Below are 26,308 nucleotides of genomic sequence, written 5' to 3'. Positions count from 1 at the left end.
CGCACACGGCACTGACAGCCGGACCTCGCCCGCCTAGTTCGCCTGGTCCGGGGCCCCCTCCTCCACCTGGGCCATGGCCGGGTCGAGGAGCCGGGAGAGGAAGTGGCGGGTGCGGTCGTGGGTGGGGGCGCCGATGACGCGGTCGGGGGTGCCGTCCTCGACGATCACCCCGCCGTCCATGAAGGCGACCCGGTCGGCGACCTCGCGGGCGAAGGTCATCTCGTGGGTGACGACCATCATGGTCATGCCCTCCTGGGCCAGCATCCGCATCACCGCGAGGACATCGCCGACCAGCTCCGGGTCGAGGGCCGAGGTCGGCTCGTCGAAGAGCATCACCTCGGGGCCCATGGACAGCGAGCGGGCGATCGCCACGCGCTGCTGCTGGCCGCCGGAGAGGGACGCGGGGTAGGCGTCCGCCTTCTCGGAGAGGCCCACGCGGGCGAGGTTCTCGGCGGCGACCCGTGCCGCCGTCGCCTTGTCCCTGCGCAGCACCCGGCGCTGCGGGAGCGTGAGGTTCTCGGTGACGGTGAGGTGCGGGAAGAGGTTGAACTGCTGGAAGACCATGCCGATCCGGCGGCGGACGGCATCGATGTCGACGTCGGGGTCCGTCAGCTCCGTGCCGCCCACGAACACCTGGCCCTGGGTGGGCTCCTCCAGGAGGTTGACGCAGCGCAGCAGGGTGGACTTGCCGGAGCCGGACGGGCCGATGACGCAGACGACCTCGCCCTGGCCGATCTCCAGGTCGATGCCGCGCAGCACCTCGTTGGCGCCGAAGGACTTGTGCAGGCCCTTCACCTCGATCTCGGGTCGGCTCATTTCACGGCCTCCCGGGCCTTCGCCTCCATGCGGCGCACGACGAAGCCGAGCGGGATCGTGACCAGCAGGTAGCACAGGCCGGCGACGAGGATCGGCGTGGAGTTGGCGGTCGTACTGGCCAGGTCGCGGCCGTACTTGGACAGTTCGCGCTCCTCCAGGGTGACGCCGAGGAAGAGGACCAGGGAGGAGTCCTTGAAGAGCAGGACCAGCTCGTTGGTCAGAGGCGGCAGGATGATGCGGAACGCCTGCGGGATGATGATCGAGATCATCGCGCGGGCGGGTGAGAAGCCCAGGGAACGGGCCGCTTCCAGCTGGCCCTTGGGGACCGCCTGGATGCCCGCGCGGATCGTCTCGGCCATGTAGGCGGCGGCGACCAGGCCGAGGGCCAGGGCCACCTTGCCGTAGGTGCCGCCGATGATCTCCGTGCCGGGGAAGGCCAGCGGGACCGCGACCCCGATGAAGATGAAGATCAGCAGGGCGGGCAGGCCGCGGAAGATCTCGATGTAGACGCCGGCCAGCCAGCGGTAGGGGCCGACGGACGACAGCCGCATCAGGGCTATCACCATGCCGAGCGCCAGTCCGACGACGAAGCCGGACAGGGTGTAGAGCACGGTGTTCTTCAGCGCCAGCGTGATGACGTCCGGGAACATCTGCTTGGCGATGTCCCACTGGGCGAACTGGTTCCGCAGCCGTCCCCAGTCGGCGGCGACCGCGAAGGCGATCACCGCGGCGACGAAGACGACGTACTGCACGCCGCGCGACAGGCTGCGCTTCTGCCGCCGGGTCAGGCCCTTTCTGCGGGGCTGGAGTTCCGTGTCCGCGGTGGTCATGACGCGGAGGGCGAGGCGGCCGACTCGTCGTAGGGGCCGATCCACTTCTCGTAGAGCTTCTTGTACGTGCCGTCGGCCTTGGCGTCGGAGATCGCCTTGTTGATCGCGGCGACGAGCTTGGTGTTGCCCTTCTTCACCGTGAAGCCGTACTGCTCGCCGGTGTTGATGTTGCCGGCGAGCTGGAAGGCGTCCGCGTTGGCCTTGTCCTTCAGCCAGCCCTGGACCACCGGGTAGTCGATGATGACGGCCTTGACCTGGCCGGTGCGCAGGCCGTTGAGGACGGCGTCGGAGGACTCGAAGGAGACCGGGTCGAAGCCCTGCGCCTTGGCGTAGTCCTCGCCGGTGGTCTGCGCCTGGGCGCCGAGCCGGGCCTTCTTGGCCTTGGCGTCGGCGAGCGAGGTGATGCCGCTGTCCTTGGCGACGAGGAGGGCCTGGGTGGCGTCGAAGTAGGGGTCGGAGAAGTCGACGTTCTTCTTGCGCTCGGCGGTGATGGTCATGCCGGCCGCGGCCAGGTCGCACTCGCCGGAGTTGAGGAAGGCGCCGGTCTTGAAGTTCTCGAAGGGCGTGTCGAGGATCTGCTGCTTCACGCCGAGGTTCTTGGCGACGAGGTCGATCATCGAGACGTCGAAGCCCTGCACCTTGCCGTCGATCTCCGACTGGAACGGCGGGTAGGGCAGGTGGGTGCAGGTGGTGAGCTGGCCGGCCTTGACGAGTTCGACCCCGCCGGCGGCGGTTCTGGAGGCGCTGGAGCCGTTGCCGCTCGACGTGCAGCCGGCCACGAGGGCCAGCCCGGCCGCGGCGGTGACGGCGGCCAGGGCGCGAGCCCGGCGGCGCCCGAGGAGCGTGGTCACGAGACCTCCAGAAGTCTGTGGGGGAGCTTTGCGTTCCAGTTCTGCGGGTTCCGATTATAAGGAGATGTTTGGGTCTCTCAAATCAAACCGATGGCCGTGGAGCCGTCCGGCCTAAGAAGTCGCCGGTCGGGGCCGGTGATCGCCCTGCCGGTTACGCTCATCCGGATCTCCCCCGCACCGACCGAAGAGAGCACCGCCGTGACCCATCCCTTCCTCGACCTGCCCCCGCTGAGCGCCGCGCACTTCGCCGCGATCGAGGACCGGGTGGCCCGGCTGCTGGATACCCGCCAGGACGTGGTGATCATGCAGGGCGAGGCGCTGCTGCCGCTGGAGGGCGCGATCCGGGCGACGGCGGGGCCGGAAACGGTCGCCCTGAACGTGATCACCGGCCCGTACGGGCAGACCTTCGGGAACTGGCTGCGGGACTGCGGCGCGACCGTGATCGACCTCGCCGTGCCGTTCCACACGGCGGTGACGGCCGCGCGGATCCGGGAGGCGTTCGCGGAGCACCCGGAGATCGACTTCGTCTCCCTGGTGCACGCGGAGGCGGCCACCGGCAACACCAACCCGGTCGCGGAGATCGGTGAGGCGGTACGGGAGCAGGGCGCCCTCTTCTACCTCGACGCGGTCGCCTCGGTCGGGGCGGAGCCGGTGCTGCCGGACGCGTGGGGTGTGGACCTGTGCGTGATCGGGGCACAGAAGGCGATGGGCGGGCCGGCCGGCGTCTCGGCGGTGTCGGTCAGCGAGCGGGCCTGGGCCCGGATGGCGGCGAACCCGCGCGCCCCGCGCCGCTCCTACCTCTCCCTGCTGGACTGGAAGGAGCGCTGGGTCGACGGCGGCCGCAAGGCGCTGCTGCACGCGCCGGCCCAGCTGGAGATGCTGGCCCTCGAAGCGTGCGTGGAGCGGATCGAGGCGGACGGCCTGGACACGGTGATGCGGCGGCACCGTACGGCCGCGCTGGCCACCCGGGCCGGGGCGGTGGCCCTCGGCGGCGGCCTGACACCGTACGTCCACGAGGAGTCCGACGCGGCACCGGTCGCCACGACCCTGCGGGTACCGGCCGGCGTGGTGGCCTCGGAACTGGTCGCCGAGGCCCTGGCGAGCGACGGCACCCTCCCGCTGGCCGCCGGCGGCGGCGCCCTGTCCGGCGAGATGATCCGGGTCAACCACTACGGACTCGACGCCACGGTCCGCGCCGTGCAGTCGAGCCTCGCGGCCATCGGCGCCGGCCTCGCCGCGCAGGGCCTGACCGTGGACCTGGAGGCCGCCCGGCGCGCGGCGGAGTCCGCCTGGCGATAGGGACCGAAAAGCGGCGGGTGGCACCGCGGCCTTCCGTGCCACCCTGCCCCCATGACCACCGAGACGCCCAGCACCCTCCCGGACGGCCGCCCCTTCCCGCTCCTGACCGGCGCCGAACGCCCCCTGCTGGAAAGCTGGCTGGACTACCACCGGGCGACCCTCGCGCTGAAGTGCTCGGGCCTGGACGACACCCAGGTACGGACGGCGTCGGCGGCGCCGTCCGCGCTGACGCTGCTGGGGCTGGTGCAGCATCTCGCCGAGGTCGAACGGAACTGGTTCCAGCGGGTGTTCGCGAGGCTCGACGTGGCTCCGGTGTATGAGGACGAGACGGGGTACGCGCTCGACCCCGGGCGCGGGCTCGGTGAGGCGCTGGGCGTGTGGCGGCGGGAGATCGCGCGGGGGCGGGAGTTGTGCGCGGGGCGGTCGCTCGACGACACCGGGCGGATCTCCGGTGGGCCGCTGGACGGTGTCGAGGTCAGTCTGCGGTGGGTGTTCGTGCATCTTGTCGAGGAGTACGCGCGGCACAACGGGCACGCCGACATCCTGCGCGAGGGTATCGACGGCGTTACCGGAGCCTGAATTCAAAGCAATTCCGAATTCCCTTTCAGTGGATGGCTTACCCGAGTTCTTCTGCCCGCTTTTTGCGGAGCTAAACAGGGGAGATTTCATCCGGGTTTCAACCCTGTGACACACTCCACATGACAGGGTTTTTTGTCTGGTTTGCGGTGGGAAATATCGGCACATACGGGCACCCCCGACTGAGCCGACAAGGCCACCCGCCGTGCATTTTCGTATTTGCCTCGCTAAATTCAAGCCGCATGACTGCCCCACAAGCAGACCTGACCGTCGAGCGCCCGCTGGTGACCGACGGCGCCGCTCTCTGGCGTATCGCGAAGGATTCGAGAAGCCTCGATCTGAACTCCTCCTACAGCTATCTGCTGTGGTGCCGGGATTTCGCCGGCACGTCGGTGGTGGCGCGCGGCGCGGACGGTGAGCCCGTCGGGTTCGTGACCGGGTACACCCGGCCGGACCGGCCGGACACCCTGCTCGTCTGGCAGGTGGCCGTGGACGCCGCGCAGCGCGGACGCGGTATCGCGGCACGGCTGCTGGACGGCCTCACGGCCCAGGTGGCGGCCGACCGGCCGCTCACCGCCGTCGAGACCACCATCACGCCCGGCAACACCGCCTCGGAGCGCCTGTTCACGTCGTACGCCGCCCGGCACGGCGCCGCCCTGGAGCGCTCGGTGCTGTTCGAGGCGGGCGAGTTCCCCGACGGTCCGCACGACCCCGAAGTCCTGTACCGCATCGGCCCCTTGACCCCCACATCGCACTGAGGAGCCCTACCGTGACCATCACCCAGCCCGACCTGAGTATCTTCGAGACCCTGGAGTCCGAGGTCCGCAGCTACTGCCGTGGCTGGCCGACCGTCTTCGACCGTGCCCGGGGCAGCCGGATGTACGACGAGGACGGACACGCGTACCTGGACTTCTTCGCCGGCGCCGGGTCGCTCAACTACGGCCACAACAACCCCGTACTGAAACGGGCGTTGCTCGACTACCTGGAACGCGACGGGGTCACCCACGGCCTCGACATGTCGACCACGGCCAAGCGGTCGTTCCTGCAGACGTTCCAGGACCTGGTGCTGCGCCCGCGCGACCTGCCGTACAAGGTCATGTTCCCGGGGCCGACCGGCACCAACGCCGTGGAGTCCGCGCTGAAGCTGGCGCGCAAGGTGAAGGGGCGCGAGGCGATCGTGTCGTTCACCAACGCCTTCCACGGGATGTCCCTCGGTTCGCTGGCCGTCACCGGCAACGCGTTCAAGCGGGCCGGGGCCGGGATCCCGCTGGTGCACGGGACGCCGATGCCCTTCGACAACTACTTCGACGGGACCGTGCCCGACTTCCTGTGGTTCGAGCGGCTGTTGGAGGACCAGGGGTCCGGGCTCAACAAGCCCGCCGCGGTGATCGTGGAGACCGTGCAGGGCGAAGGCGGCATCAACGTCGCCCGGCCCGAGTGGCTGCGCGCGCTGAAGGCGCTGTGCGAGCGGCAGGACATGCTGCTGATCGTCGACGACATCCAGATGGGCTGCGGACGCACCGGCGCCTTCTTCTCCTTCGAGGAGTCGGGGATCGTCCCGGACATCGTCACCGTGTCCAAGTCCATCAGCGGGTACGGGCTGCCCATGTCCCTGTGCCTGTTCCGGCCCGAGCTGGACGTGTGGGAGCCGGGCGAGCACAACGGCACCTTCCGCGGCAACAACCCCGCCTTCGTCACCGCGACCGCCGCCCTGGAGAGCTACTGGAGCGACGGCCCGGCGATGGAGAAGCAGACCCGGACCAAGGGCGAGCAGATCGAGCAGGGGCTCATCGCGATCGTCGAGGAGAACCTCGCCGACGTCCGCGAGTACCGGGGGCGGGGCCTGGTGTGGGGCCTGGAGTTCCACGACAAGGAGCGGGCCGGGCGGATCGCCGCGCGCGCCTTCGAACTCGGGCTGCTCATCGAGACGTCGGGGCCTCAGAGCGAGGTCGTCAAGCTGCTGCCGGCCCTGACCGTCACCCCGGAGGAGCTGGACGAGGGGCTGAGCATCCTCGCCCGCGCCGTCCGGGAAACCGTCTGAAACACCAGCTAGGAGGCATCGCAGAACCGTGATCGTCCGATCGTTCAAGGAAATCGAAGGCACCGACCGGCATGTGAGGTCCGCGTCCGGTACCTGGGAGAGCAAACGCATCGTCCTCGCCAAGGAGCGGGTCGGGTTCTCGCTGCACGAGACGATCCTGTACGCGGGCACCGAGACGTCGATGTGGTACGCCAACCACATCGAGGCCGTCGTCTGCGTCGAGGGCGAGGCCGAGCTGACCGACCGCGAGACCGGGACGTCGTACACGATCACGCCCGGGACCATGTACCTCCTCGACGGGCACGAGCGGCACACGCTGCGCGTCAAGGAGGACTTCCGCTGCGTCTGCGTGTTCAACCCGCCGGTCACCGGGCGGGAGGACCACGACGAGAACGGCGTCTATCCCCTGCTGACGGAGGAGGGCTGACCATGACCACGATCACCGACCTGTACCCGAGCCGTGGCCCCGCCGAGGTCGCCGTCCCCCGCAAGGACCCGGTCGTCTGGTCGGCGCCCGGCGCGCCCGGGCCGTTCGCCACGGACCGGCTGGAGGCGTTCGACCGCGACGGCTTCCTCGCCGTCGAGCAGCTGATCGCGGACGACGAGGTCGCCGTCTACCGGCGGGAGCTGGAGCGGCTGGTCGCCGACCCGGCGGTCCGGGCCGACGAGCGCTCGGTCGTCGAGCCGAAGTCGCGGGAGATCCGGTCCGTCTTCGAGGTGCACCGGATCAGCGAGATCTTCGCGAACCTGGTGCACGACGAGCGGGTGGTCGGCCGGGCCCGGCAGATCCTCGGCTCGGACGTGTACGTCCACCAGTCGCGGATCAACGTCAAGCCGGGGTTCGGGGCCAGCGGCTTCTACTGGCACTCGGACTTCGAGACCTGGCACGCCGAGGACGGCCTGCCGAACATGCGGGCCGTGTCCGTCTCGATCGCGCTGACCGAGAACCACGACACCAACGGCGGGCTCATGATCATGCCGGGCTCGCACAAGACGTTCCTGGGCTGCGCCGGCGCCACGCCCAGGGACAACTACAAGCAGTCCCTGCAGATGCAGGACGCGGGCACCCCGTCCGACGAGGCGCTCACCGCCATGGCGGGCGAGTACGGCATCAAGCTGTTCACCGGCAGGGCCGGCTCGGCGACCTGGTTCGACTGCAACTGCATGCACGGCTCGGGCGACAACATCACGCCGTTCCCGCGCAGCAACGTCTTCATCGTGTTCAACAGCGTGGAGAACGCGGCGGTGGAGCCGTTCGCGGCGCCGGTCCGCCGGCCCGAGTTCATCGGCGCGCGGGACTTCACGCCCGTGAGGTGACCGCTCCATGAGCCCCGGGCCGGGATCTCCTCGCGGGACGGGAGGTCCCGGCCCGGCCGTGTCCCCGGTCAGCCGGCCAGGACGTCCAGCAGGCGGTCCACGTCGGCGGGCGTGTTGTACAGGTGGAAGGCGGCCCGCAGGTTGCCGGCGCGGTTGGAGACCTCGATGCCCGCCCGGCTCAGCTCGGGCTGCCGGCCGCCGAGCCCGGGGACCGAGACGATCGCGGAGCCGGGGGCGGCCACCGGCTCGTGCCCGAGGCGCGCAAGACCGGCCCGGAACCGGTCGGCGAGGCCCACGTCGTGGGTGTGGACGGCGGCCACGCCGAGTTCCTCGATCAGGTCGAGCGAGCGGCGCAGGCCGGCGCAGGTGAACAGGGCGTGGGTGAGGTCGAACCGCCTCGCGGAGTGGGCGAGTTCGGCGACCGGGCCGTAACAGCTGTCCCACGGCTCCTCGGCCGCGACCCAGCCCGCGAGCACGGGGGTGAGCCCGCCGAAGTCCTCGGGGACCACGAGGAAGGCCGCGCCGTGCGGGCCGAGCAGCCACTTGAAGGCGACGGACGCGGTGAAGTCGAAGGCGTCGGCGTCCATCGGCAGCCAGCCGGCGGCCTGGGAGAAGTCGACGTAGGTCCGCGCCCCGTGGGTGCGGGCGGCCTCGCGCAGCGCGGGCAGGTCGGCGATCCGGCCGTCCGCGGACTGGGCCGCGCTGACCGCGACCAGGGCGGTGCCCGGGCGGACGGACTCGGCGATCCGCTCCAGCGGCACCGCGCGGACCTTGAGGTCGCCGCGGACGTGGAAGGGGTTCAGTACGGAGGTGAAGTCGTCCTCGGCGGTGAGCACTTCGGCGCCGGCCGGCAGCGAGGCGGCGATCACGCCGGTGTGCGCGGCGACCGAGGCGCCCACCGCCACCCGGGTCGGCGGAACACCGGCGAGCCGGGCGTACCCGGCCCGGCACGCCTCCACGTCCTCGTACAGGGAGGTCAGTGGCCGCCCCTCGGCGCGCAGCAGCGCCGCCGCGTGCAGGGCGGCCACGGTACGGGCGGGCAGCAGGCCGTTGCTGGCGGTGTTGAGGTAGGTGCTCTGCGGGGTGAACTCGGCGCGGACGAGGTTCTCGAACGTCTCCGTGGTCTCCATGCGTCCACTCTGCGGCCCACGGAACCCCCCGTCCATTGCGGATTATTACGTGGAACCGCTAAGCGATGCTTATACGACCGCGCCGACCTGGCCTTTCTCAGTGCTGCGGGACCGCGCACCCGTCCGGCCCACAGGCCTCGGCGCCGCCCTCGTCGATGAGCTTCAGCGGGGAACGCGCGTCCCAGGCCTGGCCGAGCGCCTGGGCGAAGAGCTCGGCGGGCTGGGCGCCCGAGACCCCGTACTTCCGGTCCAGCACGAAGAACGGCACCCCGTTCGCGCCGAGCTCGGCGGCCTCGCGCTCGTCGGCGCGGACCTCGTCGGCGTAGGCGGCCGGGTCGGCGAGCACCTCGCGCACGGCCGCCGCGTCCAGTCCGGCCTCCACGGCCAGCTCGACGAGCCGCTCGGGGCCCTCGGTGAACAGGGACCGCTCCTCGGCGAAGTTCGCCCGGTAGAGGATCTGGACCAGCTCGTCCTGGCGGCCCTCCGCCTTGGCGAGGTGCAGCAGCCGGTGCATGTCGAAGGTGTTGCCGTGGTCACGGCCCCGGGTGCGGTAGTCGAGACCCTCGGCGGCGGCCTGCGCGCCCAGGTTGTCCTCGCCCGCCTGGGCCTGCGCCTCGCTCATGCCGTACTTCTTGCCGAGCATGGCGAGCACCGGCTGGACGTCGTCCTTGGCGCGGCCGGGGTCCAGCTCGAAGGAGCGGTGCACGACCTCGACCTCGTCACGGTGCGGGAAGGCGGCGAGGGCCTTCTCGAAGCGGGCCTTGCCCACGTAGCACCAGGGGCAGGCGATGTCGCTCCAGATCTCGACGCGCATGTTCTCGGCTCTCCAGGTAGTGAAGGGGACGTCTCCGAACTACCTGAACCTTCAACCAGCCCGCTTCATTCCCGCTTCGTCCGCCGCGTCATTCCCCATGCACCGCGTACCGCAGGTAGAGATGGTGGTCGTCCTCGGCGGGCGGCTGCTCCGGATCCGGCACCCAGCCCTGCCGGGCGTAGAAGGCCTGGGCCCGCCGGTTGTCGACATGCACGTCCAGTACGGCCGTCCGCCTGCCCTCGGCCCGCCACTGCTCCACACAGGCGGTGTGCAGGGCGGTGCCGATGCCGGCCCGCCAGCGCCCGGGGTCGACATGGAACTGGAACAGCTTGACCGTTTCGGCGGGGGCGCCCTCCGCCGGGGGCCGGAAGGAGGCGACGCCGATGATCTCGCCCGCCTCGACCGCGCACAGCACCTGCCCGTCGGGCCGTTCGACGGCGGAGCGCCAGGCGGCCGTCCAGTCCATCCCGTCGTCCGGCAGCCCGTCCGGGTAGTACGTCGAGCGGGCCCGGTGGTGCAGCGCGGCGATCTTCTCCGCCTCGGCGGACAGCGCCGTACGGATCACACGGAGTCCATGCACACGGTCACTGATCATGCACCGGAAGACGCGCCCGGGCCCGCTCCGGTTCCCTGCCGCCGCGCCGCCCCGGCGTTCCCGGTCAGCTGCCGTCGCGCAGATCGGCCGGCCAGTCGGTCCTGAACTCGAGGTGGTCGTACGTCACCACGCACCCCTCGCCCATCGGCGACTGCGTCATGAAGCCGACCAGCGCGCCCCCCGTCTCCTTCTCGCCGCCCAGGGTGAACAGCCGGACGAAGACCCACTTCTTGCCGTCGCGGGAGGCGTGGAAGGCGAGCGCCCGCCCGGTCCGGCTGATCCGCAGCCACACCGAACTGCCCTCCACGGTGAAGGCGTTGGAGTCGTCGGAGTGCCCCCGGGTGACCACCGTGCAGACGGTCGGCACGTCCGGGGAGTTCTCCAGACAGAGCTTGGCCCAGGCCCGGTCGCCGACATGCACGTACAGCACACCGGCGTCGAAGGCGGCACCGAACCCGACGGTGACCCGGGCGATCAGCTGGAAGTCCCCTTCGGGCGCCCCAAGGAGCCGGGGCGCATCGGAAGCAGGATCCAGCGCCTCCCCGGTCGGCGAGACGAACCGGTCCTGCCGGGCCCCGGCCCACCCGGTGAGCACACCGTCCTCATAGAACCAGTGCCCGTCGGGCCCATAGGTGCGGAGGGGGAAAGGAAGTTCGGGAAGTTCCACGTCCATGGTCAGATTGTGTCAGCAGCCGCGCCCCGTCAGGGGCGCGGGGAACTGCGCGAGCAACCACATCGAACCGGCACTCCGCAACGCACCCCGCACCCCCACGGCGCTACCGCTCCAGCACCCCGTTGAACCGCCGAGGAAGCCCCAGCGGATTCTCGTCCCTCAACTCCGCCGGCAGCAGAGCCGACGGCGCCCCCTGGTACGCCACCGGCCGCAGCCACCGCTCGATGGCGGTCCCGCCCACGGAGGTCGACGTGGAGGTCGTCGCCGGGTAGGGCCCACCGTGATGCTGGGCCGGCGCCACGGCCACCCCCGTCGGCCACCCGTTGACCAGCACGCGCCCGGCCAGCGGCGTCAGCTCCGCGAGGATCTCCGCGCCGAGCCCCTCCCCCGCGGCCTCCCCGTCGGAGACATGGACCGTGGCCGTGAGGTTGCCCGGCAGCCGCGACAGCACCGCCGTCGCCTCGCCCCGGTCCTCGTAACGGACCACCACGGTCACCGGCCCGAAGCACTCCTCCAGCAGCAGGTCGTAGGCGCCGGCCTCGGCCAGCCGGCTCGCCGCCACCGTGAGGAACCCCGCGCTGACGGTGTGCTCGCCGCCCGCCCCCGGCGTCACCGGGCTGTCCACGTCGGGGAGTTCGCCGCGCTCGGCGACCCCGGCGATGAAGTTGTCCCGCATCCGGTGGTCGAGCAGCACCCCCGCGTCGGTGTTGCTGACCGCGTCCGTGAGGGACTTGACCAGGCCGTCACCGGCGGCACCGGCCGGTACCAGGACCAGGCCCGGCTTGACGCAGAACTGCCCGACGCCCAGGGTCATCGACCCGGCGAGCCCGGCACCGATCTCCTCGGCGCGCTCGGTGGCCGCGGCCTCCGTGACGAGGACCGGGTTCAGGGAGCCCAGCTCGCCGTGGAACGGGATCGGCACCGGTCGCGCGGCGGCCGCGTCGAACAGCGCCCGTCCGCCGCGGATGGAGCCGGTGAAGCCGGCCGCGGCGACCAGCGGGTGCCTGACCAGTTCGAGGCCGGCCTCGAAGCCGTGCACGAGTCCGAGGACGGCGTCCGGGATGCCGTGCTCGGCGGCGGCCCGGCGCAGCACCTTGGCGACCAGCTCGGACAGGGCCGGGTGGTCGGGGTGGGCCTTGACGACGACCGGGTTGCCGGCGGCCAGCGCGCTCGCGGTGTCGCCGCCGGCGACGGAGAACGCGAAGGGGAAGTTGGAGGCCGAGTAGACGGCGACGACGCCCAGCGGGACCTTGTAGCGGCGCAGGTCCGGGATGGGCGGGGTGGCGGTGGCGTCCGGGTGGTTGATGATGACGTCGAGGAAGGCGCCCTCGTCGACGATGTCCGCGAAGGCCCGCAGCTGGTAGACGGTGCGGGCGAGTTCGCCGGTGAGCCGGACCGGGCCCAGCGCGGTCTCCGCGTCGGCGGCCTCGACCAGCCGGTCCTTGGCCGCGTCGAGTCCGGCGGCGGCCGAGCGCAGGAAGGCGGCGCGGACCGTGCGGTCGGCGAGGGAACCGCGTACGGCGTGCGCGGCCGTGACGACGGCGTCCACCTCTTCGGCTGTGGCCTCCACCGCAACCTGTTCACGCTGCTTCCCGGTGCGCGGGTCGACACTCCAGACTGGTGCTGCTGCCACCGCGGGTCCCTCCATGAGTTGCGTTTTCTTACCGCAGTATCCGGGTTCATTCACCAGGGGTGTTCGATATACTGAACGCTGTCTCTGATGATGAATATGCTGTTGGAGACTATTTCCCGTCCAACGAAGGGGTCAAGGGCGATGTCGGCAGGCGAGACAGGCGGCGGGGCGCAGGTCAAGTCCGCGGTGCGGACCGTGGAATTGCTCGAGTACTTCGCCGGCCGGCCCGGTATGCACTCCCTCGCGGCGGTCCAGGAGGCCGTCGGATATCCCAAGTCCAGCCTCTACATGCTGCTGCGCACACTCGTGGAGCTGGGCTGGGTGGAGACGGACGCGACCGGCACCCGGTACGGCATCGGGGTGCGGGCGCTGCTGGTCGGCACCTCGTACATCGACGGCGACGAGGTGGTCGCGGCGGCCCGTCCGACCCTGGACCGGCTCTCCGACGACACCACGGAGACCATCCACCTGGCGCGCCTCGACGGCACCAACGTGGTCTACCTGGCCACCCGCCAGTCCCAGCACTACCTGCGCCCCTTCACCCGGGTCGGCCGCCGCCTCCCCGCGCACTCCACCTCCCTCGGCAAGGCGCTGCTCGCCACCCACACCGACGAGCAGGTCCGCAAGCTGCTGCCGGAGACCCTCCCGGCGCTCACCGAGCACACCCTCACCGACCGCGAGAAGCTCATCGAGGAGCTCCACCAGATCCGCGAGCAGGGCTTCTCCGTCGACCGCGAGGAGAACACGCTGGGGCTGCGCTGCTTCGGCGTGGCGATCCCGTACCGCACCCCGGCCCGCGACGCGATCAGCTGCTCGGTACCGGTGGCCCGCCTCACCCCCGCCCACGAACAGATGATCAAGGACGCCCTGTTCGACGCGCGGGACCGTCTGACGCTGGCGACGCGCAGGCTGTGAGGCGGTCGTCCGCCCCATGAGCGAACCATGAGAAATCGGCTCCGGGGGAACGAACACCCCGCCTTCGCTCGTCTGTCCGAGTGGGATGAACAAGACGATCAGGCGGGCGTCCGTCTTCACGCTGCTGCTCGTGCTCGCCCTGCTGGGCAGGGCGACATGGGTGCAGTTCTACGATGGACAGGCCCTCGCGGACGACACGCACAACCGGCGCAACGTCATCGAGACGTACTCACAGCCGCTCGGGAACATCATCGTGGCCGGTGAGGCGATCACCGGCTCGACGAGGTCCTCGGGCAACAGCGATCTCAAGTACAAGCGCACGTACACGGACGGCAAGCTGTACGCGGCGGTGACGGGCTACGCCTCGCAGAGCTATGCCCCGACCCAGCTGGAAGGCATCTACCAGGACCTGCTCAACGGCACCGACACCCGGCTCAAGACGGTCATGGACACGGTCACCGACCGGCGCGCCGACCCGGGTGACGTGGTCACGACGATCGACCCGGCCGTCCAGAAGGCGGCGTACAAGGCGCTCGGCGGCAACAAGGGCGCGGCCGTCGCCATGGACCCGAAGACCGGCAAGATCCTGGCGGTGGTGTCGACCCCGTCGTACGACCCCTCCTCGCTCACCGACGCCAACACCGCCGGCACGGCCTGGAAGAAGCTGAACGCCGACAGCGACAAGCCGCTCACCAACCGGGCGCTGCGCCAGCCGCTGCCGCCGGGTTCGACCTTCAAGCTGGTGGTCGCGGCGGCGGCCCTGGAGGACGGGCTCTACGCGAACGTCGACACCAAGACCGACAGCCCCGACCCGTACACCCTGCCGGGCACGACCACCCCGCTCAAGAACGAGAACACCTCGGCGCCCTGCGAGGACGCCTCGATCCGCACCGCCCTGCGCTTCTCCTGCAACAACGTCTTCGGCAAGATGGCCGTCGATCTGGGCCAGGACAAGGTGCGGGCGATGGCCGAGAAGTTCGGCTTCAACGACGACAAGCTGGACGTGCCGGTGCGCGCCTACACCAGCGTCTACCCCAAGGACATGGACAAGGCCCAGACCGGCCTCTCCGGCATCGGCCAGTTCGACGTCACTGCGACCCCGCTCCAGATGGCCATGGTGTCGGCCGCCATAGCCAACGGCGGCAAGCTGGTCTCGCCGCATATGGTCTCGCAGATCACCGACAGCGGCGGCGACGTGCTGAAGAACTACGACGACGAGGCGAGCAGCAAGGAGATCGTCAGCTCCTCGACCGCCGACCAGCTGCAGTCCGCGATGGAGACGGTCGTCAAGGACGGCACGGGTACGAACGCGCTGATCGACGGCGTGACCGTGGGCGGCAAGACGGGCACGGCCCAGCACGGCGAGAACAACAGCAAGACGCCGTACGCCTGGTTCACGTCCTACGGCAAGTCCGACAGCACGGGCAAGGAGGTCGCCGTGGCCGTCATGGTCGAGCAGTCCGACGCGGCCCGGTCCGAGGTCAGCGGCAACGGGCTGGCGGCGCCGGTGGCGAAGGCGATGATGCAAGCGGCTCTCAAGTAGACGCCCCGAGCTGAAGCGCCCCCTAAGGGGCGCGGGGCTGTATCAATATGCGGCTCCGCCGCGTGTGCGCGACCAGCCACGACGAACCCGCGGCCGACAACGCACTCCCGCGCCCCGCCCCCTACTTCACGCCCAGCACCTGCTCCACCGGATCGATCGCGAAGTACACCAGGAACAGCGCCGAGACCACCCACAGCAGCCAGTTGACCTCCTTCGCCTTCCCCAGCACCGCCTTGATGACGACGTACGACAGGAAGCCCGCCCCGATGCCGTCCGTGATGGAGTAGGTGAACGGCATCGCGGCGATCGTCAGGAACGCCGGGATGGCGATCTCGTACCTGTCCCAGTCGATGTGCTTGACGTGGGTCATCATCAGGAAGCCCACGGCGATCAGCGCGGGCGCCGCCGCCTGCAGCGGGACGATGGTCAGCAGCGGGGTGAGGAAGAGCGCGAGCCCGAACAGGCCGCCGGTGACCAGGTTGGCGAAGCCGGTGCGGGCGCCCTCCCCCACCCCGGCGGCCGACTCGATGTACGCGGTGTTGGAGGAGGCCGAGCCGATGCCGCCGGCCACGGCCGCCGCGCCGTCGATGAACAGCACCCGCCCGATGCCCGGCACCTGCCCCTTGTCGTCGAGCAGTCCGGCCTCCGCGCTGATGCCGACGATCGTGCCCATGGCGTCGAAGAAGTCGGACAGGATCAGGGTGAAGACCAGCAGCACGGCGGTGAGCACACCGGCCTTGGCGAAGCCGCCGAACAGGCTGAAGTGACCGACGAGCCCGAAGTCGGGGGCGGCCACGATCTTGTCGGGGACCTTCGGCGTGGTCAGGCCCCAGCTCTTGATGTCGGCGACCGAGTCGATGACGATCGCAACGACGGTCATCGTGACGATGCTGATCAGGATCGCGCCCTTCACCTTGCGGGCGACCAGCGCGATGGTCAGGAGCACGCCAAGACAGAAGACGAGTACGGGCCAGCCGGTGAGCCGGCCGACAGCACCCAGCTGCACCGGCACCGTGGTCTGCGCGGCGTCCGGGATCCGGCTGACGAACCCGGCGTCGACAAAGCCGATGAACGCGATGAACAGGCCGATGCCGACGCCGATCGCCTGCTTCATCTGCTGCGGGATCGCGTTCATGATGGCCTCGCGCAGGCCGGTCACCACGAGCACACAGATCAGCAGGCCTTCGAGGACGACCAGCCCCATCGCGTCGGACCAGCTCATCAGCGGCGCCAGTTGGAAGGCGACGACGGCGTTGAGGCCGAGACCGGCGGCGATGGCGAGGGGCAGGTTGCCGCCGACGCCCATGATGATCGTCATCACGCAGGCCACCAGCGCGGTGGCGGTGACGAGTTGGCCGGTGTCGAGGGTGTGGCCGAACTTGTCCTTGGCGCTGCCGAGGATGATGGGGTTCAGGACAAGGATGTAGGCCATGGTGAAGAACGTGGCGAAGCCGCCGCGTATCTCCCGGCCGAAGGTGGAGCCCCGTTCGGAGATCTTGAAGAACCGGTCGACGCCGTTCCCTACAGGTGGCGCCGCGCCGCGCGGCGGGTCCACCTTCTGCGTCTCGGACATGGTCGTACTCCTCGTCGACTGAGCGTTCGTGTGCGGATGCTGGCTGGATTGTTCCCGCGTTGAACCAGTTTCAGGTTTTCCCCGTGTTACGGAATCAGGCTCGGCACACCGAACCCCCGTACGAAGCACACGAAATGACCACTGCTACGCTCCGGATCTCGCCGAAACGTCTCTCCGGACGTTCACATGTCATCTGCATGACACAAGCACCCTGCCAGAAGCACCCCGACAGAAGAGGTCACCCGTGGGCACAGTCGTCGACGACGCCGCCTCCGTGGAGTTCCATGCCTTCTTCGAACGCCACTACGCGGAGCTCTCCCGCCTCGCCTACATGCTGACCGGCGAGTCCGACGCGGCCGACGACCTGGCGGCCGACGCGCTGCTGGCCCTCTGGCACCGCTGGGACCGGGTGCGCGCGGCCGACCACCCGGTGGCCTACGCCCGGGGTGTCGTCGCCAATCTGGCCCGCACCCGCATCCGCAGCGCCGTGCGCGAGCGGCGCCGTATCGCCCTGTTCTGGTCGCAGCGCGAGGAGAAGACCGAGAACCCCGATGTCGCCGGGGTGGTCGACGTCCAGGGGGCGTTGCGCCGCCTGCCCTTCCGCAAACGGGCGTGTGTGGTGCTTCGACACGCGTTCGACCTGTCGGAGAAGGACACCGCGCTCGCCCTGGGAATCTCGGTGGGTACGGTTAAGAGCCAGACGTCGAAGGGCATGGCCGAGCTGCAGAAGCTCCTGGGCGACCAGAGTGTTCCGCAGCGGGTGCACGCGGCGATGGCGCCGCGCGCCGGCCAGAGCGGAGGAAGGAACCGATGAGGCAGCAGGACGTGCACGACGAGCTGCGCGCCCGGCTGCACGAGGCGGCCGAGGCGCACGAACCGGACCGCGCCCGGATCCTGGCCCGGGTCGAGCGGGGCATGGCACCGCAGGCCCGCACCGGCCATCGCGCCACCCTGCCGCCCGTGTTCGGCTGGATCCGTGTGGTCAGCGCCACGGCCGCGGTCGCCGCGGTCCTCGGAGTCGGCGGCTACGCGGTCGCCTCGGCCGTGAAGGACACGCCCACGGAGAAGACGGTCGCGGTGTCTCCGGCGCCCTCCGGGTCCCCGGACGCGACCTCGCGCCCGCCGTCCCGCTCGGCCGCCCCGCCGGCCCCCAGCACGTCCGCCACGGCCTCCTCCCCGCGGGCGAGTGCGCCGCCCTCGTCGACCCCGAAGGCCTCCGCCACCCCGGTCGCGCCCGTCGCGAAGGGTGAGGAGGACGGCCCGCTGTGGTCGGACGGCTCGGTGGACCCGCACAGCAACGACTTCTGGGCCCAGTCCGACGTGACCCTCAAAGCCTCGCGGCAACTGACCTCGCTCACGGTTCAGTTGAAGGTCGCCCAGACCGGCGGGGTGTCCGACGCCGGAGCCTGGCGCTCGCTGCCGGAGAACGACTTCACGCAGACGGTGGCCGAGCAGGACGGCTTCCTGGTCTACACCTGGACGCTCAAGCCGGGCAGCAAGGTCGCCGTCGGCGAGTGGGTGTTCGCGGGCCAGTACAACCACCAGCAGGGCGGCCGCGACGCCAAGAAGGACAGCTACACGATCACCGGCGGCGCGGACGGCAAGCAGTACGCGGTGACCGGCGACTTCGCGACCCACACGACAGCCGACGGCGACTCGTAGAGAAGTTCCGCGGGCACGGCCAGAAGAAATTGCGCGGGCACGGCAACCTTCTGCCCGCCGGCGGCGACCGGGAAGTGACGGGCGAGCCCGGCCGTACTGCGGCGAACCGGCTCGCCCCGGCGGTCGCGAGGGCGGTGGTACGACCCCCGGTGGTGAGGTCCGGGAACATGCCGTCCGCAGCGGCCGTTCGAACACGGTTCCCCGCGCCCCCAGAAGAAGCGGCAGGGGCGCGGGGAACCGTGAGCCTCGGGCACGGACCGGCCTCAGTCCATGGTCGCCCCGATGGTGGTGGACCCCGTGGTCAGGAAGGTCGTGGCGGGCAGCGAGCCGTCGGAGCCCCGGGCCCCGTACGCGGTCGTCGCGTCCGTCGACCTGAACGTCGGGGCGCTCACCGCGCTGTCCCAGTTGTTCGCGGCGGAGACCGTGGCGGAGCCGAGCGTGGCCTTGCCGCCCTTGTTGCTCACCGACAGGTTCCGCGCCAGCCGCGACTTGCCGGTCTGGAAGAAGAACCCGGCCTCGCCGTTGGCGTACGCCGTGTTCCGGTTCAGCACGATCGCGCCGGTGTTGGAGTTCTCGGTGAACCCGTTGAGCGTGTTGTCCCAGGACGCGTCGTCGTTGACGACATGCGCGACGGCGACGCCGCCACCGCCCAGCTTGAACCCGTTCCCGTTGCCCTCGAACGCCGAGTCGTTCCACCGGTTCTTGCCGTTGCCGAAGGCCCAGCTGTGCTCGATCCTGACCGGCGAGGAGAACTGCCAGAGGTCCAGGCCGTCGTCCGAGTTGTTGTAGAGGCGCGCGCCGGTCACCTTGTTGCCCGTGCCCGAGCCGAACTTGATGGCGATCCCGTCGGCGTTCTGCCCGTGCCCGGCCTTGTCGTAGTTGCCGTAACTGTCCAGGTTCTGCACGAGGTTGTTCACGGTGTTGTCGCCGCGCAGGGTGAACCCGGAGTCGCCGTTGTTCGCGGTGACGAGGTTCTTGAAGATGCCGCCCGTGGACGAGGTGACGACGAAGCCCTGGGCCGGGGAGTTCTGGAAGGTGAGGTTCTGTACGGTCCAGTAGCTGCCGTAGATCCCGGTGAGCCAGGAGCCGGCGGGCAGCTTGGAGCCGTCGATCCTCACCTTCTCGCTGCCGTGGGCCTCAAGGGTGATCCGGGCGGAACCCGTGCCGCTGGCCGTCGACTTGAGGGTGGCGGTCGGGTAGTACGTGCCCGCGCGCACCTGGATGACGGCACCGGCGGCGGCGTTAGCGACGGCCGACTCCAGCTGTGCGGTGGTGGAGACGGTGACCGTGCTGCCGGCGGCCTGGGCACCGCCGTTCGACAGGCCGAGGTAGACGCCTCCCGCTCCCGCGGCGACGGCCACCGCCGCGGCGATCGAGAGGGTACGCGTCCTGCGGTGGCGTCCGGTGCTGAAGCGCACTGGCCGTTCCTTTCCTTGACGCCCCTGACGGGACGTACTGACGAGGGGGGGACGAAACGGGCCGGAGGGGCCGCCCCGGCCCGTTTCTGTCTCCCAGTCGCCGCCGTGGCCGGAAAGGGTTGCCACGGCGGCCGGGAAACTTTCGTCAGGACACGAAGTACGTCGGGTTCGGCAGCTTGTACGTGCGGTCCGCGTAACCGCCGTCCAGGTCCGAGTACTGGTCGCCGAGGTTGGCGACGATCTCGTAGCCGAGGTCGTCCTCGATGTGCTTGCGGGTGCCGGACTTGTACTGCACGGTGGTGCAGTTCCAGGTGCCCGGGGTGGCGCAGGCGCTCAGGTAGGCCGGCGGGTTGGCCTTGTCCTTGAGGAACATGTGCGCGGAGTCGAGGTTGACGTCGGCGCCGATCTTCTTCAGGTTCTCCACGGCGGCGGTGCGCTGCGCCTCGCTCAGACCGGAGTTGTAGAAGACCTCCACACCCTTGCTCGCCGCGTACCGCACGAGCTCGGCGCTGCCGAACACGCCCGGCCGGTCGGCCTTGTTGACGTAGTCGGCCCAGGTGGTCGAGTTGTACGTGTAGTTGTAGCGCTTCTCGTAGTCGAGGCTGAGCAGCAGCGTGTCGTCGATGTCGAAGACGACCGCGGGCTTCTCGCCCCGGTGGTGCGCCTTGCGCGCGGCCTGGTCGATCTGGCGCCTGGCGGCCGCGTCGACGCGCGCGAGGTCCTTTGCGTACGGGCTGTCCGCGGACGCCTGGTAGACACCGTCGGCGTCGGCGGTGGTGCCGTAGTAGGTGTCGATGTCCTTCACCAGGAGCCCGATGTTGTACGGCTCGTGGGTGGAGTTCGCGGTCGACTGACCGGCGGTGGCGGCACCGGCGCCGTACAGGGCGCCTCCCGCGACGGCACAGGCGGCGGTGATCGCCGCGATCCGAAGTGACTTATGCATGACAGGAGTTCTACGCGCGTCACCCCGGTGGGCGCGAGACCCGTTGCCTGATCGATATCTCATCCACAGGCAAAAACCGGGTCAAGCGCCCCGGACCGCGGATTCCGGTCAGTTCATCGTGGCGCCGATCGTGCTGCTGCCGGTGGTGAGGAACGTCGTCGACGGCAGGGAGCCGTCCGACGTGCGGGCGTTGTACGTGGTGGAGGCGTCCGTGGAGACGAACGACGGCGTGGAGATGCCGCTGTCCCAGTTGTTGCCGGCGGAGACCACCGAGGAGCCCTTGCTCACCGAGCCGCTGCCGTTGCTCACCGCGAGGTTCTTGCCGAGGCGGGCCGCGCTGGTGGCGAAGTAGTAGCCCCAGCCGCTGTTGGCGTAGGCGGTGGTGCGGTTGATGACGATCGCGCCGGTGTTGGAGTTCTCGGTGAAGCCGTTGCCGGCGTTCCCCCAGGCGGCGGAGTTGTTGACGACGTGGGCGACGGTGACGCCGTTGCCGCCGAGCTTGTAGCCGTTGCCGTTGCCCTCGAAGGCGGAGTCGCCCCAGCGGTTGACGCCGTTGCCGAAGGACCAGGTGTGCTCGATGGTGACCGGCGAGGAGAAGGACCACAGGTCGATCCCGTCGTCCGAGTTGTTGTACAGCCGGGCGCCGGTGACCAGGTTGCCGGTGCCGGAGCCGAACTTGATGGCCACGCCGTCCGCGTTCTGACCGTGGGTGGCGGCGTCGTAGTTGCCGTACGAGTCGAGGTTCTTGACCGTGTTGTTCACGGTCCCGTCCCCGGTGAGCGTGAAGCCGGAGTCGCCGCCGTTGATGGTCTTGACGTTGCTCCAGTTGGTGCCGGTGCAGGACTGGCAGACCACCGCGCTGTCCGGGGAGTTCTGGAAGGTGATGTTGGAGACGTTCCAGTAGTCCGCGGTCAGCTTGAAGATCCAGGAGCCGGCGGCGAGCGAGGAACCGTCGATCTTGACGGTCTCCGAGCCGTACGCGGTGAGCGTGATCGGCGCGGAGGAGGTGCCGTTCGCCGTGGACTGGAGGGTGGCCGTCGGGTAGTAGGTGCCGCCGCGGACCTGGATGACCGTGCCGGCGGTGGCGTTCTTGATGGCGCTGGTCAGGTCGGTGGAGTTGCTGACCACGACGGTCGCCGCGTGGGCCGGGGTGGCGATGACGGCGAGTCCGAGCGAGGCCGTGGTCACGGCGAGCGCGGTGAAGGTGCTGAGTCGACGCATGACGTGCGGGTCCTTTCGTCGATCAGGGGAGGGGAACGCGCTGGGGCTTCCAGTCGCCGAGGTAGGCCGCGGGGGTGTGCGACAGCGCCTCGGCGTCGGTGAGCTGGGGCCGGTTCCCGGGGACGGTGATCACCGCGCCCGGCCCGGAGTTGCGGTACTCGGCGAACCGCATGGACTGCCAGGGGTAGGCGTCCCGCATGTTCGTGTAGGGCGCGACGGGGTCGATCCCGGGGCCGATGAGGCTGTCCCGCACGACCAGCGAGGGCCAGGCGGTGGTCTCGTACGTCGGCACCCAGGGCCGCGCCAGCTTGTACGCCCCGTCCTCCGCGCCGGAGGAGAACCGGCAGCGGACGGCGAGGAACCCGTACGGGTTCGCACGGGCGGTCGAGGGGGCGAACACCATGCCCTTGGGGGTGAAGGCCACGTCCCGTGGCAGGGTGCGGAAGCGGCAGTGCTCGTACACCGCCCGCGCCCGCCCGAAGACGAAGTCGACATCGCCCTCGATGTGGCAGCCGTGGAAGAACTGCCGGTCGAAGGAGTCAAGCGCGGTGGTGTCCGCGAACAGGGTGTCCTGGTGGGCCAGGAGCCGGACGTTCTCGAAGTGGGTGCGGTCCCCGGTCAGGTACGCGGCGACGGCCTGGGTGCCGGTGATGTCGGGGTGGTCGGCGCGCAGCCAGTCGTTGGCGAGGGTGAGGTCGCGGACGACCAGCCCCGGCGCCGCCGAGGTGAAGGTGGCGGAGCCGGCCGTGCCGTAGGTCCCCGAACCGTCGGGCCGCTGCGTCCCGTTGGCGTTGTCGTAGACGATGACGGCGGCCCGCGGGTCGCGGCCGGCGCCCCGGATCGTCAACTCGGCTTTCTCGGCAGGCACGTTGACGACCTGGCGGTAGGTTCCCGGGTGCACGACGATGGTCCACCCGGGTCCGGCCACCGCGTCCACGGCGGCCTGCACGGAGTCACCGGGGCGGACGTGCAGGACACGGCGGTCGTGGGTGAAGCCGGTGGCCGAGCCCATGGCCAGCACGGCACCGGCGGCGAGGAGTGTGCGTCGGGTCGGCATGTCAGCACCCCCGCCACGGGGTCCAGTCGCCGAGGTAGGTCTCCCGGGTCGCCGACCCGGCCTGCTCGTCGGTGAGTTGGGGCCGGTTCTCGGGGACGGAGACGACCGCGCCCGGGCCGCTGTTGCGGTACTCGGCGAACCGCATGGACTGCCAGGGGAAGCTCGCCGACATGTCGGTGTAGGGGGCGACGGCGTCGATCCCGGGGCCGAGGACGGTGTCCCTCACGACGAGTGAGGGCCGGGCGGTGGTGTCGGAGCTGGGCACCCAGGGCCGGGCCAGCTTGTAGAAGGCGTCCGGGGCCGCGCTGCTCACCCGGCCGCGGGTCACCAGGTAGCCGCGCGGGTTGGCGCCGGCCGTCGAGGGCCCGAGGACGAACCCGTACGGGGCGGCGGCGAGGTCGCCGCGGTCCAGGGTGCGGAAGTGACAGCCCTCGTACACCGCCGTGGCCCGCCCGAAGACGAAGTCGACATCGCCCTCGACGTAGCAGTGCGCGAAGTACTGCCGGGCGAAGACACCGAGGGCCGTCGAGTCGGCGTACAGGGTGTCCTGGTGGCCGAGGAAGCGGCAGTGGTGGAAGGCGCTGCGGTCGCCCTGCACCTTCAGGGCCACGGCCTGGGTCCCGCTGATGTCGGGGTGGTCGGCGCGCAGCCAGTCGTTGGCGAAGGTGATCCAGCGGGCGGTGAAGCCGTCGCCCTGCACGGTGGCGGTGGCGGACCCGGTGGTGCCGTACGTCCCGCCGCCCGGCTTGGGGGTGCCGGCCGCCCTGTCGTAGACGATGACGACGTCACGGGGGTTCTCGGAGGCGCCGATCCAGGTGGCCTCGGTGCGGGTGGTGTCGGCGACGACCGTCTCCCGGTAGACGCCCGGCGCGAGGACCAGGGTCCGTCCGCTGCCGGTGGCGGCGGTGACGGCGGCCTGGACGGTGGTGAAGTCACCGCGCCCGTACGGGTCGACGTAGAGGGTCTGCGGGGTGAGGCGGCGCTGCGGGGAGCCATAGCGGCCGAAGGGGCGGCCCGAGGCGTGCGCGGGGAGGGCGGCCGGGCCGAGCGCGGCGCCCGCCCCGGCGCTCGCGAGCAGGAAACCCCGTCTGGACAGGGGAAGGTGGGGCGAGGACATGCGGGTGCTCCTTGACGGTGGCGAAGAAGGAGGGGTGGCGGTACGTCCTTTGCCGTGGGGGGTGTGGGGGCCGGGGCGCGCGCCGCCCCGGCCCCGGGGGTGTCAGCGCAGGCGGCCGGCGCCCGCGCCGCAGTCGACGACGCGCGGCACGGCCTGCGCCGGGTCGATCCGCGTGCGCAGGGTCGGGGTCCAGCCGGCGCCGGACTGGAGGATCTCGCCGGGGACCTCGGTGTTGTGGACGGCGATGAGGTCCGTCGGTTCACCGTTGACGTAGTTGTCGTCGGCGGTGAGCGGCGCCTCCTTCCACTTCTTCAGGATCGTGCCGGCGCCGATCCCGTCGGCGAGGGTGAACGCGTTGTGCTCGGCGACGAGTTGGGACTCCATGCCGATGCCGTAGCTGTAGCCGTAGCCGTCCTCGGCGACGAAGTGGTTGTTGTAGGAGTCGACCTGCCCGAACCGCACCCGCGGGGCCCGCTCCACCAGGTTGGCGAACAGGTTGTGGTGGAAGGTGACCTTGAGGTGCCCGCGGTCGACGGCCGCCGTGGACGCGCTGTCGCTGTTGCCGATGAGGATCGTCTTGTCGTGGTCCTCGAAGACGTTCCAGGAGGCGGTGACGTAGTCGGCGCCCTTGACGATGTCCAGTTCGCCGTCGTGCTGCTCGTAGATCCGCCCGAAGTAGTACGGCAGCGTGCTGTCCGGGTGGTCCCCGTCGGTGAACGTGTCGTGGTCCATCCAGACATGGGTCGCCCCGTAGACCACCGCGCTGTCGTACTCGGAGTTCCAGTTGCCGTCGGCGGTGTCGGTCGGGTCCCACTGCGGGAAGCAGTCCAGGGGGCTCTCGAAGCCCAGGTTGCGGACGATGACGTTGTCGACGGCCTTGATCTGCAGGCTGGCGCCCTTGAAGCCGGCGTCCTTGCCGACGCCGACGATGGTGGTGTTGGCCGGCACGTAGGCCTTGATGTAGGCGTCCTGCTGGGCCTGGGAGGCGCGGCGCAGCCCCTCCGGGCTGTCGTCGGGCTCGCTGTCCAGGGTGGTGGAGTGGCCCCAGGCCTCCGGTGAGTACTTGGCGAGGTAGGCGGCGAAGTCGTAGCCGGGCACGGCGAACGAGTCGCAGCTCGGCCCGTCCGCGTCGATGGTCCCCACGACCCTGACGATCTTCGGCGCGCTGCCGCCGTCGGCGAGGGCGGCCTTGAACTCGTCCCAGGTGGTGACGGTGTAGACGTGCGCGGCGTCGGCGGCGGACCCGCCGCTGGTGCCGGTGGTCGCAGAGCCCCAGCCGTCGTTGGCGGCGAGCACCTGGCGGTCGAGCGCGGTCCGGTGCGGGGCGGCGGCCTGGGCGGTCCCGGTCGCGGCCAGGACGAGGGCCGTGCAGCCGGCCAGCGCGCCAATGACGCGTCCATGACATATCTGTGTACGCACTGTGCGGTTCTCCTCGGCTATGCGGGTGGCCAGGTGATCCAGGACGTCGGTATGTCCTCGTGCAGCCGGATGACGTCGTGCCGGGCCAGCACCCGGGTGCGCAGCAGCTCCTGCGCCACGAGCCGGGCCACGGCGATGGCCCCCGGCGGGTTGAAGTGCGTGTTGTCCTGCTCGGTGTCGGTCCAGTTGAAGTACGTCTTGGTCGCCTCGACCCCGAGCGACTGCCACAGCGCGAGCGACAGCGCCTCGATGTCGAGCAGCGCCACGTGCTCCCGCTCGGCCAGCGCACGCATCGCCGCCGGGTAGTCGCCGTGGGTCGGCACGGCGTTGCCGTCGGCGTCGAACTTCCTGCGCTCGACCGGGGTGGCGAGCACGGGCCGGGCACCGCGCGCCCGCGCCCCGTCGATGTACCTCCGCAGATACTCCTGGTACGTCGACCACGGCTCGGTGTACCGGGTCGGATCGGCGCTCTTCTCGTCGTTGTGCGCGAACTGGACGAGCAGCAGATCGTGCGGCCGGATGGTGGCGAGGATGGCGTCCAGCCGTCCCTCGTCGACGAAACTCTTGGAACTCCGGCCGTTCACGGCCTGGTTGGAGACGCCGACCTCCTTCCGGAGGAAGAAGGGAAGCGCCATTCCCCACCCGGTCTCCGGAGCCGCGTCGGCGTATTTCTGGGCGGCGGTGGAATCACCGGCGATGTAGAGGGTTCGAGAGTTCCTCCCGGGAGACCGGCCGACGAGAGGAACGGCGGCGAGAGCCGCGGAAGTCACCTGCCTGCGCGTAAGGGACACAAGGGTGCACCTTTCAGGTCTTTGTCTTGGGGGCGCGGGGAACTGCGCGACCAGCCACAACGGACCCGCAGCTC

At 70.3% G+C, this 26,308-nt stretch carries 26 protein-coding genes; 10 read left to right on the top strand and 16 right to left on the bottom strand.

Translation table 11 applies throughout. From position 1 onward, the window contains the following. Positions 1-33: 33 nt before the first annotated feature. Genes ACIPSJ_RS08160 through ACIPSJ_RS08150 form a run of 3 tightly spaced genes read right to left on the bottom strand, consistent with a single transcriptional unit; the run spans position 34 to position 2,497 of the window. Positions 34-816 carry an amino acid ABC transporter ATP-binding protein gene (locus ACIPSJ_RS08160; RefSeq protein ID WP_401344405.1) on the bottom strand — a complete coding sequence of 261 codons (783 nt, stop codon included), beginning with the start codon at positions 814-816 and terminating at the stop codon, positions 34-36. Next, the gene (locus tag ACIPSJ_RS08155; RefSeq protein ID WP_401344403.1) at positions 813-1,646 is read right to left on the bottom strand and encodes an amino acid ABC transporter permease; all 834 of its coding nucleotides are present in this window, start codon (positions 1,644-1,646) and stop codon (positions 813-815) included. The genes ACIPSJ_RS08160 and ACIPSJ_RS08155 overlap by 4 nt, the downstream gene beginning before the upstream one ends. Further along, positions 1,643-2,497, bottom strand: a complete 855-nt coding sequence (locus ACIPSJ_RS08150; protein ID WP_355727275.1) for a transporter substrate-binding domain-containing protein — start codon at positions 2,495-2,497, stop codon at positions 1,643-1,645. The genes ACIPSJ_RS08155 and ACIPSJ_RS08150 overlap by 4 nt, the downstream gene beginning before the upstream one ends. Before the next feature lie 198 nt (positions 2,498-2,695). Here ACIPSJ_RS08150 and ACIPSJ_RS08145 point away from each other — a divergent pair, with 198 nt between their 5' ends. From ACIPSJ_RS08145 to thpD, 6 genes are all read left to right on the top strand, one after another. Next, positions 2,696-3,796, top strand: a complete 1,101-nt coding sequence (locus ACIPSJ_RS08145; protein WP_401344401.1) for a pyridoxal-phosphate-dependent aminotransferase family protein — start codon at positions 2,696-2,698, stop codon at positions 3,794-3,796. 51 nt (positions 3,797-3,847) lie between these two features. Continuing rightward, positions 3,848-4,375, top strand: coding sequence for a DinB family protein (locus ACIPSJ_RS08140; protein WP_401344399.1), 528 nt, complete (start codon positions 3,848-3,850; stop codon positions 4,373-4,375). A gap of 239 nt (positions 4,376-4,614) precedes the next feature. After that, complete coding sequence (gene ectA / locus ACIPSJ_RS08135) at positions 4,615-5,130, top strand: diaminobutyrate acetyltransferase (protein ID WP_359220632.1); 516 nt, start codon at positions 4,615-4,617, stop codon at positions 5,128-5,130. Positions 5,131-5,141: 11 nt separating this feature from the next. Next, complete coding sequence (ectB, locus tag ACIPSJ_RS08130) at positions 5,142-6,413, top strand: diaminobutyrate--2-oxoglutarate transaminase (protein ID WP_401344397.1); 1,272 nt, start codon at positions 5,142-5,144, stop codon at positions 6,411-6,413. Positions 6,414-6,441: 28 nt separating this feature from the next. Further along, positions 6,442-6,840 carry an ectoine synthase gene (locus tag ACIPSJ_RS08125; protein ID WP_355727268.1) on the top strand — a complete coding sequence of 133 codons (399 nt, stop codon included), beginning with the start codon at positions 6,442-6,444 and terminating at the stop codon, positions 6,838-6,840. Between the two features lie 2 nt (positions 6,841-6,842). After that, entirely contained in the window at positions 6,843-7,730 is an 888-nt protein-coding gene (gene thpD / locus ACIPSJ_RS08120) for an ectoine hydroxylase (protein ID WP_401344394.1), read from the top strand. A 68-nt stretch (positions 7,731-7,798) separates the two neighbouring features. On the opposite strand, the gene ACIPSJ_RS08115 is transcribed toward thpD, so the two are convergent. From ACIPSJ_RS08115 to ACIPSJ_RS08095, 5 genes are all read right to left on the bottom strand, one after another. Beyond that, the gene (locus tag ACIPSJ_RS08115; protein WP_359220639.1) at positions 7,799-8,860 is read right to left on the bottom strand and encodes an aminotransferase class V-fold PLP-dependent enzyme; all 1,062 of its coding nucleotides are present in this window, start codon (positions 8,858-8,860) and stop codon (positions 7,799-7,801) included. 97 nt (positions 8,861-8,957) lie between these two features. Then, the gene (locus ACIPSJ_RS08110; RefSeq protein ID WP_359220641.1) at positions 8,958-9,674 is read right to left on the bottom strand and encodes a DsbA family oxidoreductase; all 717 of its coding nucleotides are present in this window, start codon (positions 9,672-9,674) and stop codon (positions 8,958-8,960) included. A gap of 88 nt (positions 9,675-9,762) precedes the next feature. After that, on the bottom strand, positions 9,763-10,269 hold the full coding sequence (locus ACIPSJ_RS08105) for a GNAT family N-acetyltransferase (protein ID WP_401344392.1): 507 nt from the start codon (positions 10,267-10,269) through the stop codon (positions 9,763-9,765). A gap of 64 nt (positions 10,270-10,333) precedes the next feature. Next, positions 10,334-10,942 carry a DUF1349 domain-containing protein gene (locus ACIPSJ_RS08100; protein WP_359220646.1) on the bottom strand — a complete coding sequence of 203 codons (609 nt, stop codon included), beginning with the start codon at positions 10,940-10,942 and terminating at the stop codon, positions 10,334-10,336. A gap of 103 nt (positions 10,943-11,045) precedes the next feature. After that, complete coding sequence (locus ACIPSJ_RS08095; protein WP_359220648.1) at positions 11,046-12,575, bottom strand: aldehyde dehydrogenase (NADP(+)); 1,530 nt, start codon at positions 12,573-12,575, stop codon at positions 11,046-11,048. 141 nt (positions 12,576-12,716) lie between these two features. On the opposite strand from ACIPSJ_RS08095, the gene ACIPSJ_RS08090 reads away from it, so the two are divergent. Beyond that, the gene (locus ACIPSJ_RS08090) at positions 12,717-13,490 is read left to right on the top strand and encodes an IclR family transcriptional regulator (RefSeq protein WP_046727921.1); all 774 of its coding nucleotides are present in this window, start codon (positions 12,717-12,719) and stop codon (positions 13,488-13,490) included. A gap of 85 nt (positions 13,491-13,575) precedes the next feature. Then, positions 13,576-15,033 (top strand): peptidoglycan D,D-transpeptidase FtsI family protein, encoded by a 1,458-nt coding sequence (locus ACIPSJ_RS08085; protein ID WP_401344389.1) that lies wholly within the window; start codon positions 13,576-13,578, stop codon positions 15,031-15,033. Between the two features lie 121 nt (positions 15,034-15,154). Here ACIPSJ_RS08085 and ACIPSJ_RS08080 read toward each other — a convergent pair whose 3' ends face one another. Further along, complete coding sequence (locus ACIPSJ_RS08080; protein WP_359220653.1) at positions 15,155-16,606, bottom strand: NCS2 family permease; 1,452 nt, start codon at positions 16,604-16,606, stop codon at positions 15,155-15,157. A gap of 244 nt (positions 16,607-16,850) precedes the next feature. Between ACIPSJ_RS08080 and ACIPSJ_RS08075 the strand changes: the two genes are divergently transcribed. Then, the gene (locus ACIPSJ_RS08075) at positions 16,851-17,420 is read left to right on the top strand and encodes a SigE family RNA polymerase sigma factor (protein ID WP_359220655.1); all 570 of its coding nucleotides are present in this window, start codon (positions 16,851-16,853) and stop codon (positions 17,418-17,420) included. Next, positions 17,417-18,268 carry a hypothetical protein gene (locus tag ACIPSJ_RS08070; protein WP_401344387.1) on the top strand — a complete coding sequence of 284 codons (852 nt, stop codon included), beginning with the start codon at positions 17,417-17,419 and terminating at the stop codon, positions 18,266-18,268. The genes ACIPSJ_RS08075 and ACIPSJ_RS08070 overlap by 4 nt, the downstream gene beginning before the upstream one ends. Before the next feature lie 263 nt (positions 18,269-18,531). Here the strand turns inward: ACIPSJ_RS08070 and ACIPSJ_RS08065 are convergent, their stop codons facing one another. The 7 genes from ACIPSJ_RS08065 to ACIPSJ_RS08035 form a co-directional block, all read right to left on the bottom strand. Continuing rightward, positions 18,532-19,686, bottom strand: coding sequence for a right-handed parallel beta-helix repeat-containing protein (locus tag ACIPSJ_RS08065; RefSeq protein WP_359220659.1), 1,155 nt, complete (start codon positions 19,684-19,686; stop codon positions 18,532-18,534). 145 nt (positions 19,687-19,831) lie between these two features. Further along, a complete protein-coding gene (locus ACIPSJ_RS08060) occupies positions 19,832-20,629 on the bottom strand; it encodes an HAD family acid phosphatase (protein WP_401344385.1) in 798 nt (265 codons plus the stop codon). Between the two features lie 108 nt (positions 20,630-20,737). Further along, positions 20,738-21,850, bottom strand: a complete 1,113-nt coding sequence (locus ACIPSJ_RS08055; RefSeq protein WP_401344383.1) for a chondroitinase-B domain-containing protein — start codon at positions 21,848-21,850, stop codon at positions 20,738-20,740. Positions 21,851-21,872: 22 nt separating this feature from the next. Beyond that, on the bottom strand, positions 21,873-22,907 hold the full coding sequence (locus ACIPSJ_RS08050) for a pectinesterase family protein (RefSeq protein WP_401344381.1): 1,035 nt from the start codon (positions 22,905-22,907) through the stop codon (positions 21,873-21,875). Position 22,908: 1 nt separating this feature from the next. Continuing rightward, on the bottom strand, positions 22,909-24,024 hold the full coding sequence (locus ACIPSJ_RS08045) for a pectinesterase family protein (RefSeq protein WP_401344379.1): 1,116 nt from the start codon (positions 24,022-24,024) through the stop codon (positions 22,909-22,911). 102 nt (positions 24,025-24,126) lie between these two features. Continuing rightward, positions 24,127-25,443, bottom strand: a complete 1,317-nt coding sequence (locus ACIPSJ_RS08040) for a pectate lyase (RefSeq protein WP_359224823.1) — start codon at positions 25,441-25,443, stop codon at positions 24,127-24,129. 17 nt (positions 25,444-25,460) lie between these two features. Beyond that, entirely contained in the window at positions 25,461-26,234 is a 774-nt protein-coding gene (locus ACIPSJ_RS08035; RefSeq protein ID WP_401344377.1) for a rhamnogalacturonan acetylesterase, read from the bottom strand. Between the last annotated feature and the right edge of the window lie 74 nt (positions 26,235-26,308).

This window comes from Streptomyces sp. NPDC090088, from assembly GCF_044747345.1.
Lineage (GTDB): Bacteria > Actinomycetota > Actinomycetes > Streptomycetales > Streptomycetaceae > Streptomyces.
Note: the sequence above shows the minus strand (reverse complement) of the source record. Positions and strands in the feature narration are given on the sequence as shown.

Coding starts and splice junctions, on each gene's coding strand:
- ectA (WP_359220632.1), top strand. CDS start 4,615: ATGACTGCCCCACAAGCAGACCTGACCGTCGAGCGCCCGCTGGTGACC.
- ACIPSJ_RS08090 (WP_046727921.1), top strand. CDS start 12,717: ATGTCGGCAGGCGAGACAGGCGGCGGGGCGCAGGTCAAGTCCGCGGTG.
- ACIPSJ_RS08115 (WP_359220639.1), bottom strand. CDS start 8,860: ATGGAGACCACGGAGACGTTCGAGAACCTCGTCCGCGCCGAGTTCACC.
- ACIPSJ_RS08080 (WP_359220653.1), bottom strand. CDS start 16,606: ATGTCCGAGACGCAGAAGGTGGACCCGCCGCGCGGCGCGGCGCCACCT.
- ACIPSJ_RS08070 (WP_401344387.1), top strand. CDS start 17,417: ATGAGGCAGCAGGACGTGCACGACGAGCTGCGCGCCCGGCTGCACGAG.
- ACIPSJ_RS08050 (WP_401344381.1), bottom strand. CDS start 22,907: ATGCCGACCCGACGCACACTCCTCGCCGCCGGTGCCGTGCTGGCCATG.
- ACIPSJ_RS08085 (WP_401344389.1), top strand. CDS start 13,576: ATGAACAAGACGATCAGGCGGGCGTCCGTCTTCACGCTGCTGCTCGTG.
- ACIPSJ_RS08155 (WP_401344403.1), bottom strand. CDS start 1,646: ATGACCACCGCGGACACGGAACTCCAGCCCCGCAGAAAGGGCCTGACC.
- ACIPSJ_RS08045 (WP_401344379.1), bottom strand. CDS start 24,024: ATGTCCTCGCCCCACCTTCCCCTGTCCAGACGGGGTTTCCTGCTCGCG.
- ACIPSJ_RS08105 (WP_401344392.1), bottom strand. CDS start 10,269: ATGATCAGTGACCGTGTGCATGGACTCCGTGTGATCCGTACGGCGCTG.
- ACIPSJ_RS08140 (WP_401344399.1), top strand. CDS start 3,848: ATGACCACCGAGACGCCCAGCACCCTCCCGGACGGCCGCCCCTTCCCG.
- thpD (WP_401344394.1), top strand. CDS start 6,843: ATGACCACGATCACCGACCTGTACCCGAGCCGTGGCCCCGCCGAGGTC.
- ACIPSJ_RS08055 (WP_401344383.1), bottom strand. CDS start 21,850: ATGCGTCGACTCAGCACCTTCACCGCGCTCGCCGTGACCACGGCCTCG.
- ACIPSJ_RS08060 (WP_401344385.1), bottom strand. CDS start 20,629: ATGCATAAGTCACTTCGGATCGCGGCGATCACCGCCGCCTGTGCCGTC.
- ACIPSJ_RS08160 (WP_401344405.1), bottom strand. CDS start 816: ATGAGCCGACCCGAGATCGAGGTGAAGGGCCTGCACAAGTCCTTCGGC.
- ACIPSJ_RS08110 (WP_359220641.1), bottom strand. CDS start 9,674: ATGCGCGTCGAGATCTGGAGCGACATCGCCTGCCCCTGGTGCTACGTG.
- ACIPSJ_RS08100 (WP_359220646.1), bottom strand. CDS start 10,942: ATGGACGTGGAACTTCCCGAACTTCCTTTCCCCCTCCGCACCTATGGG.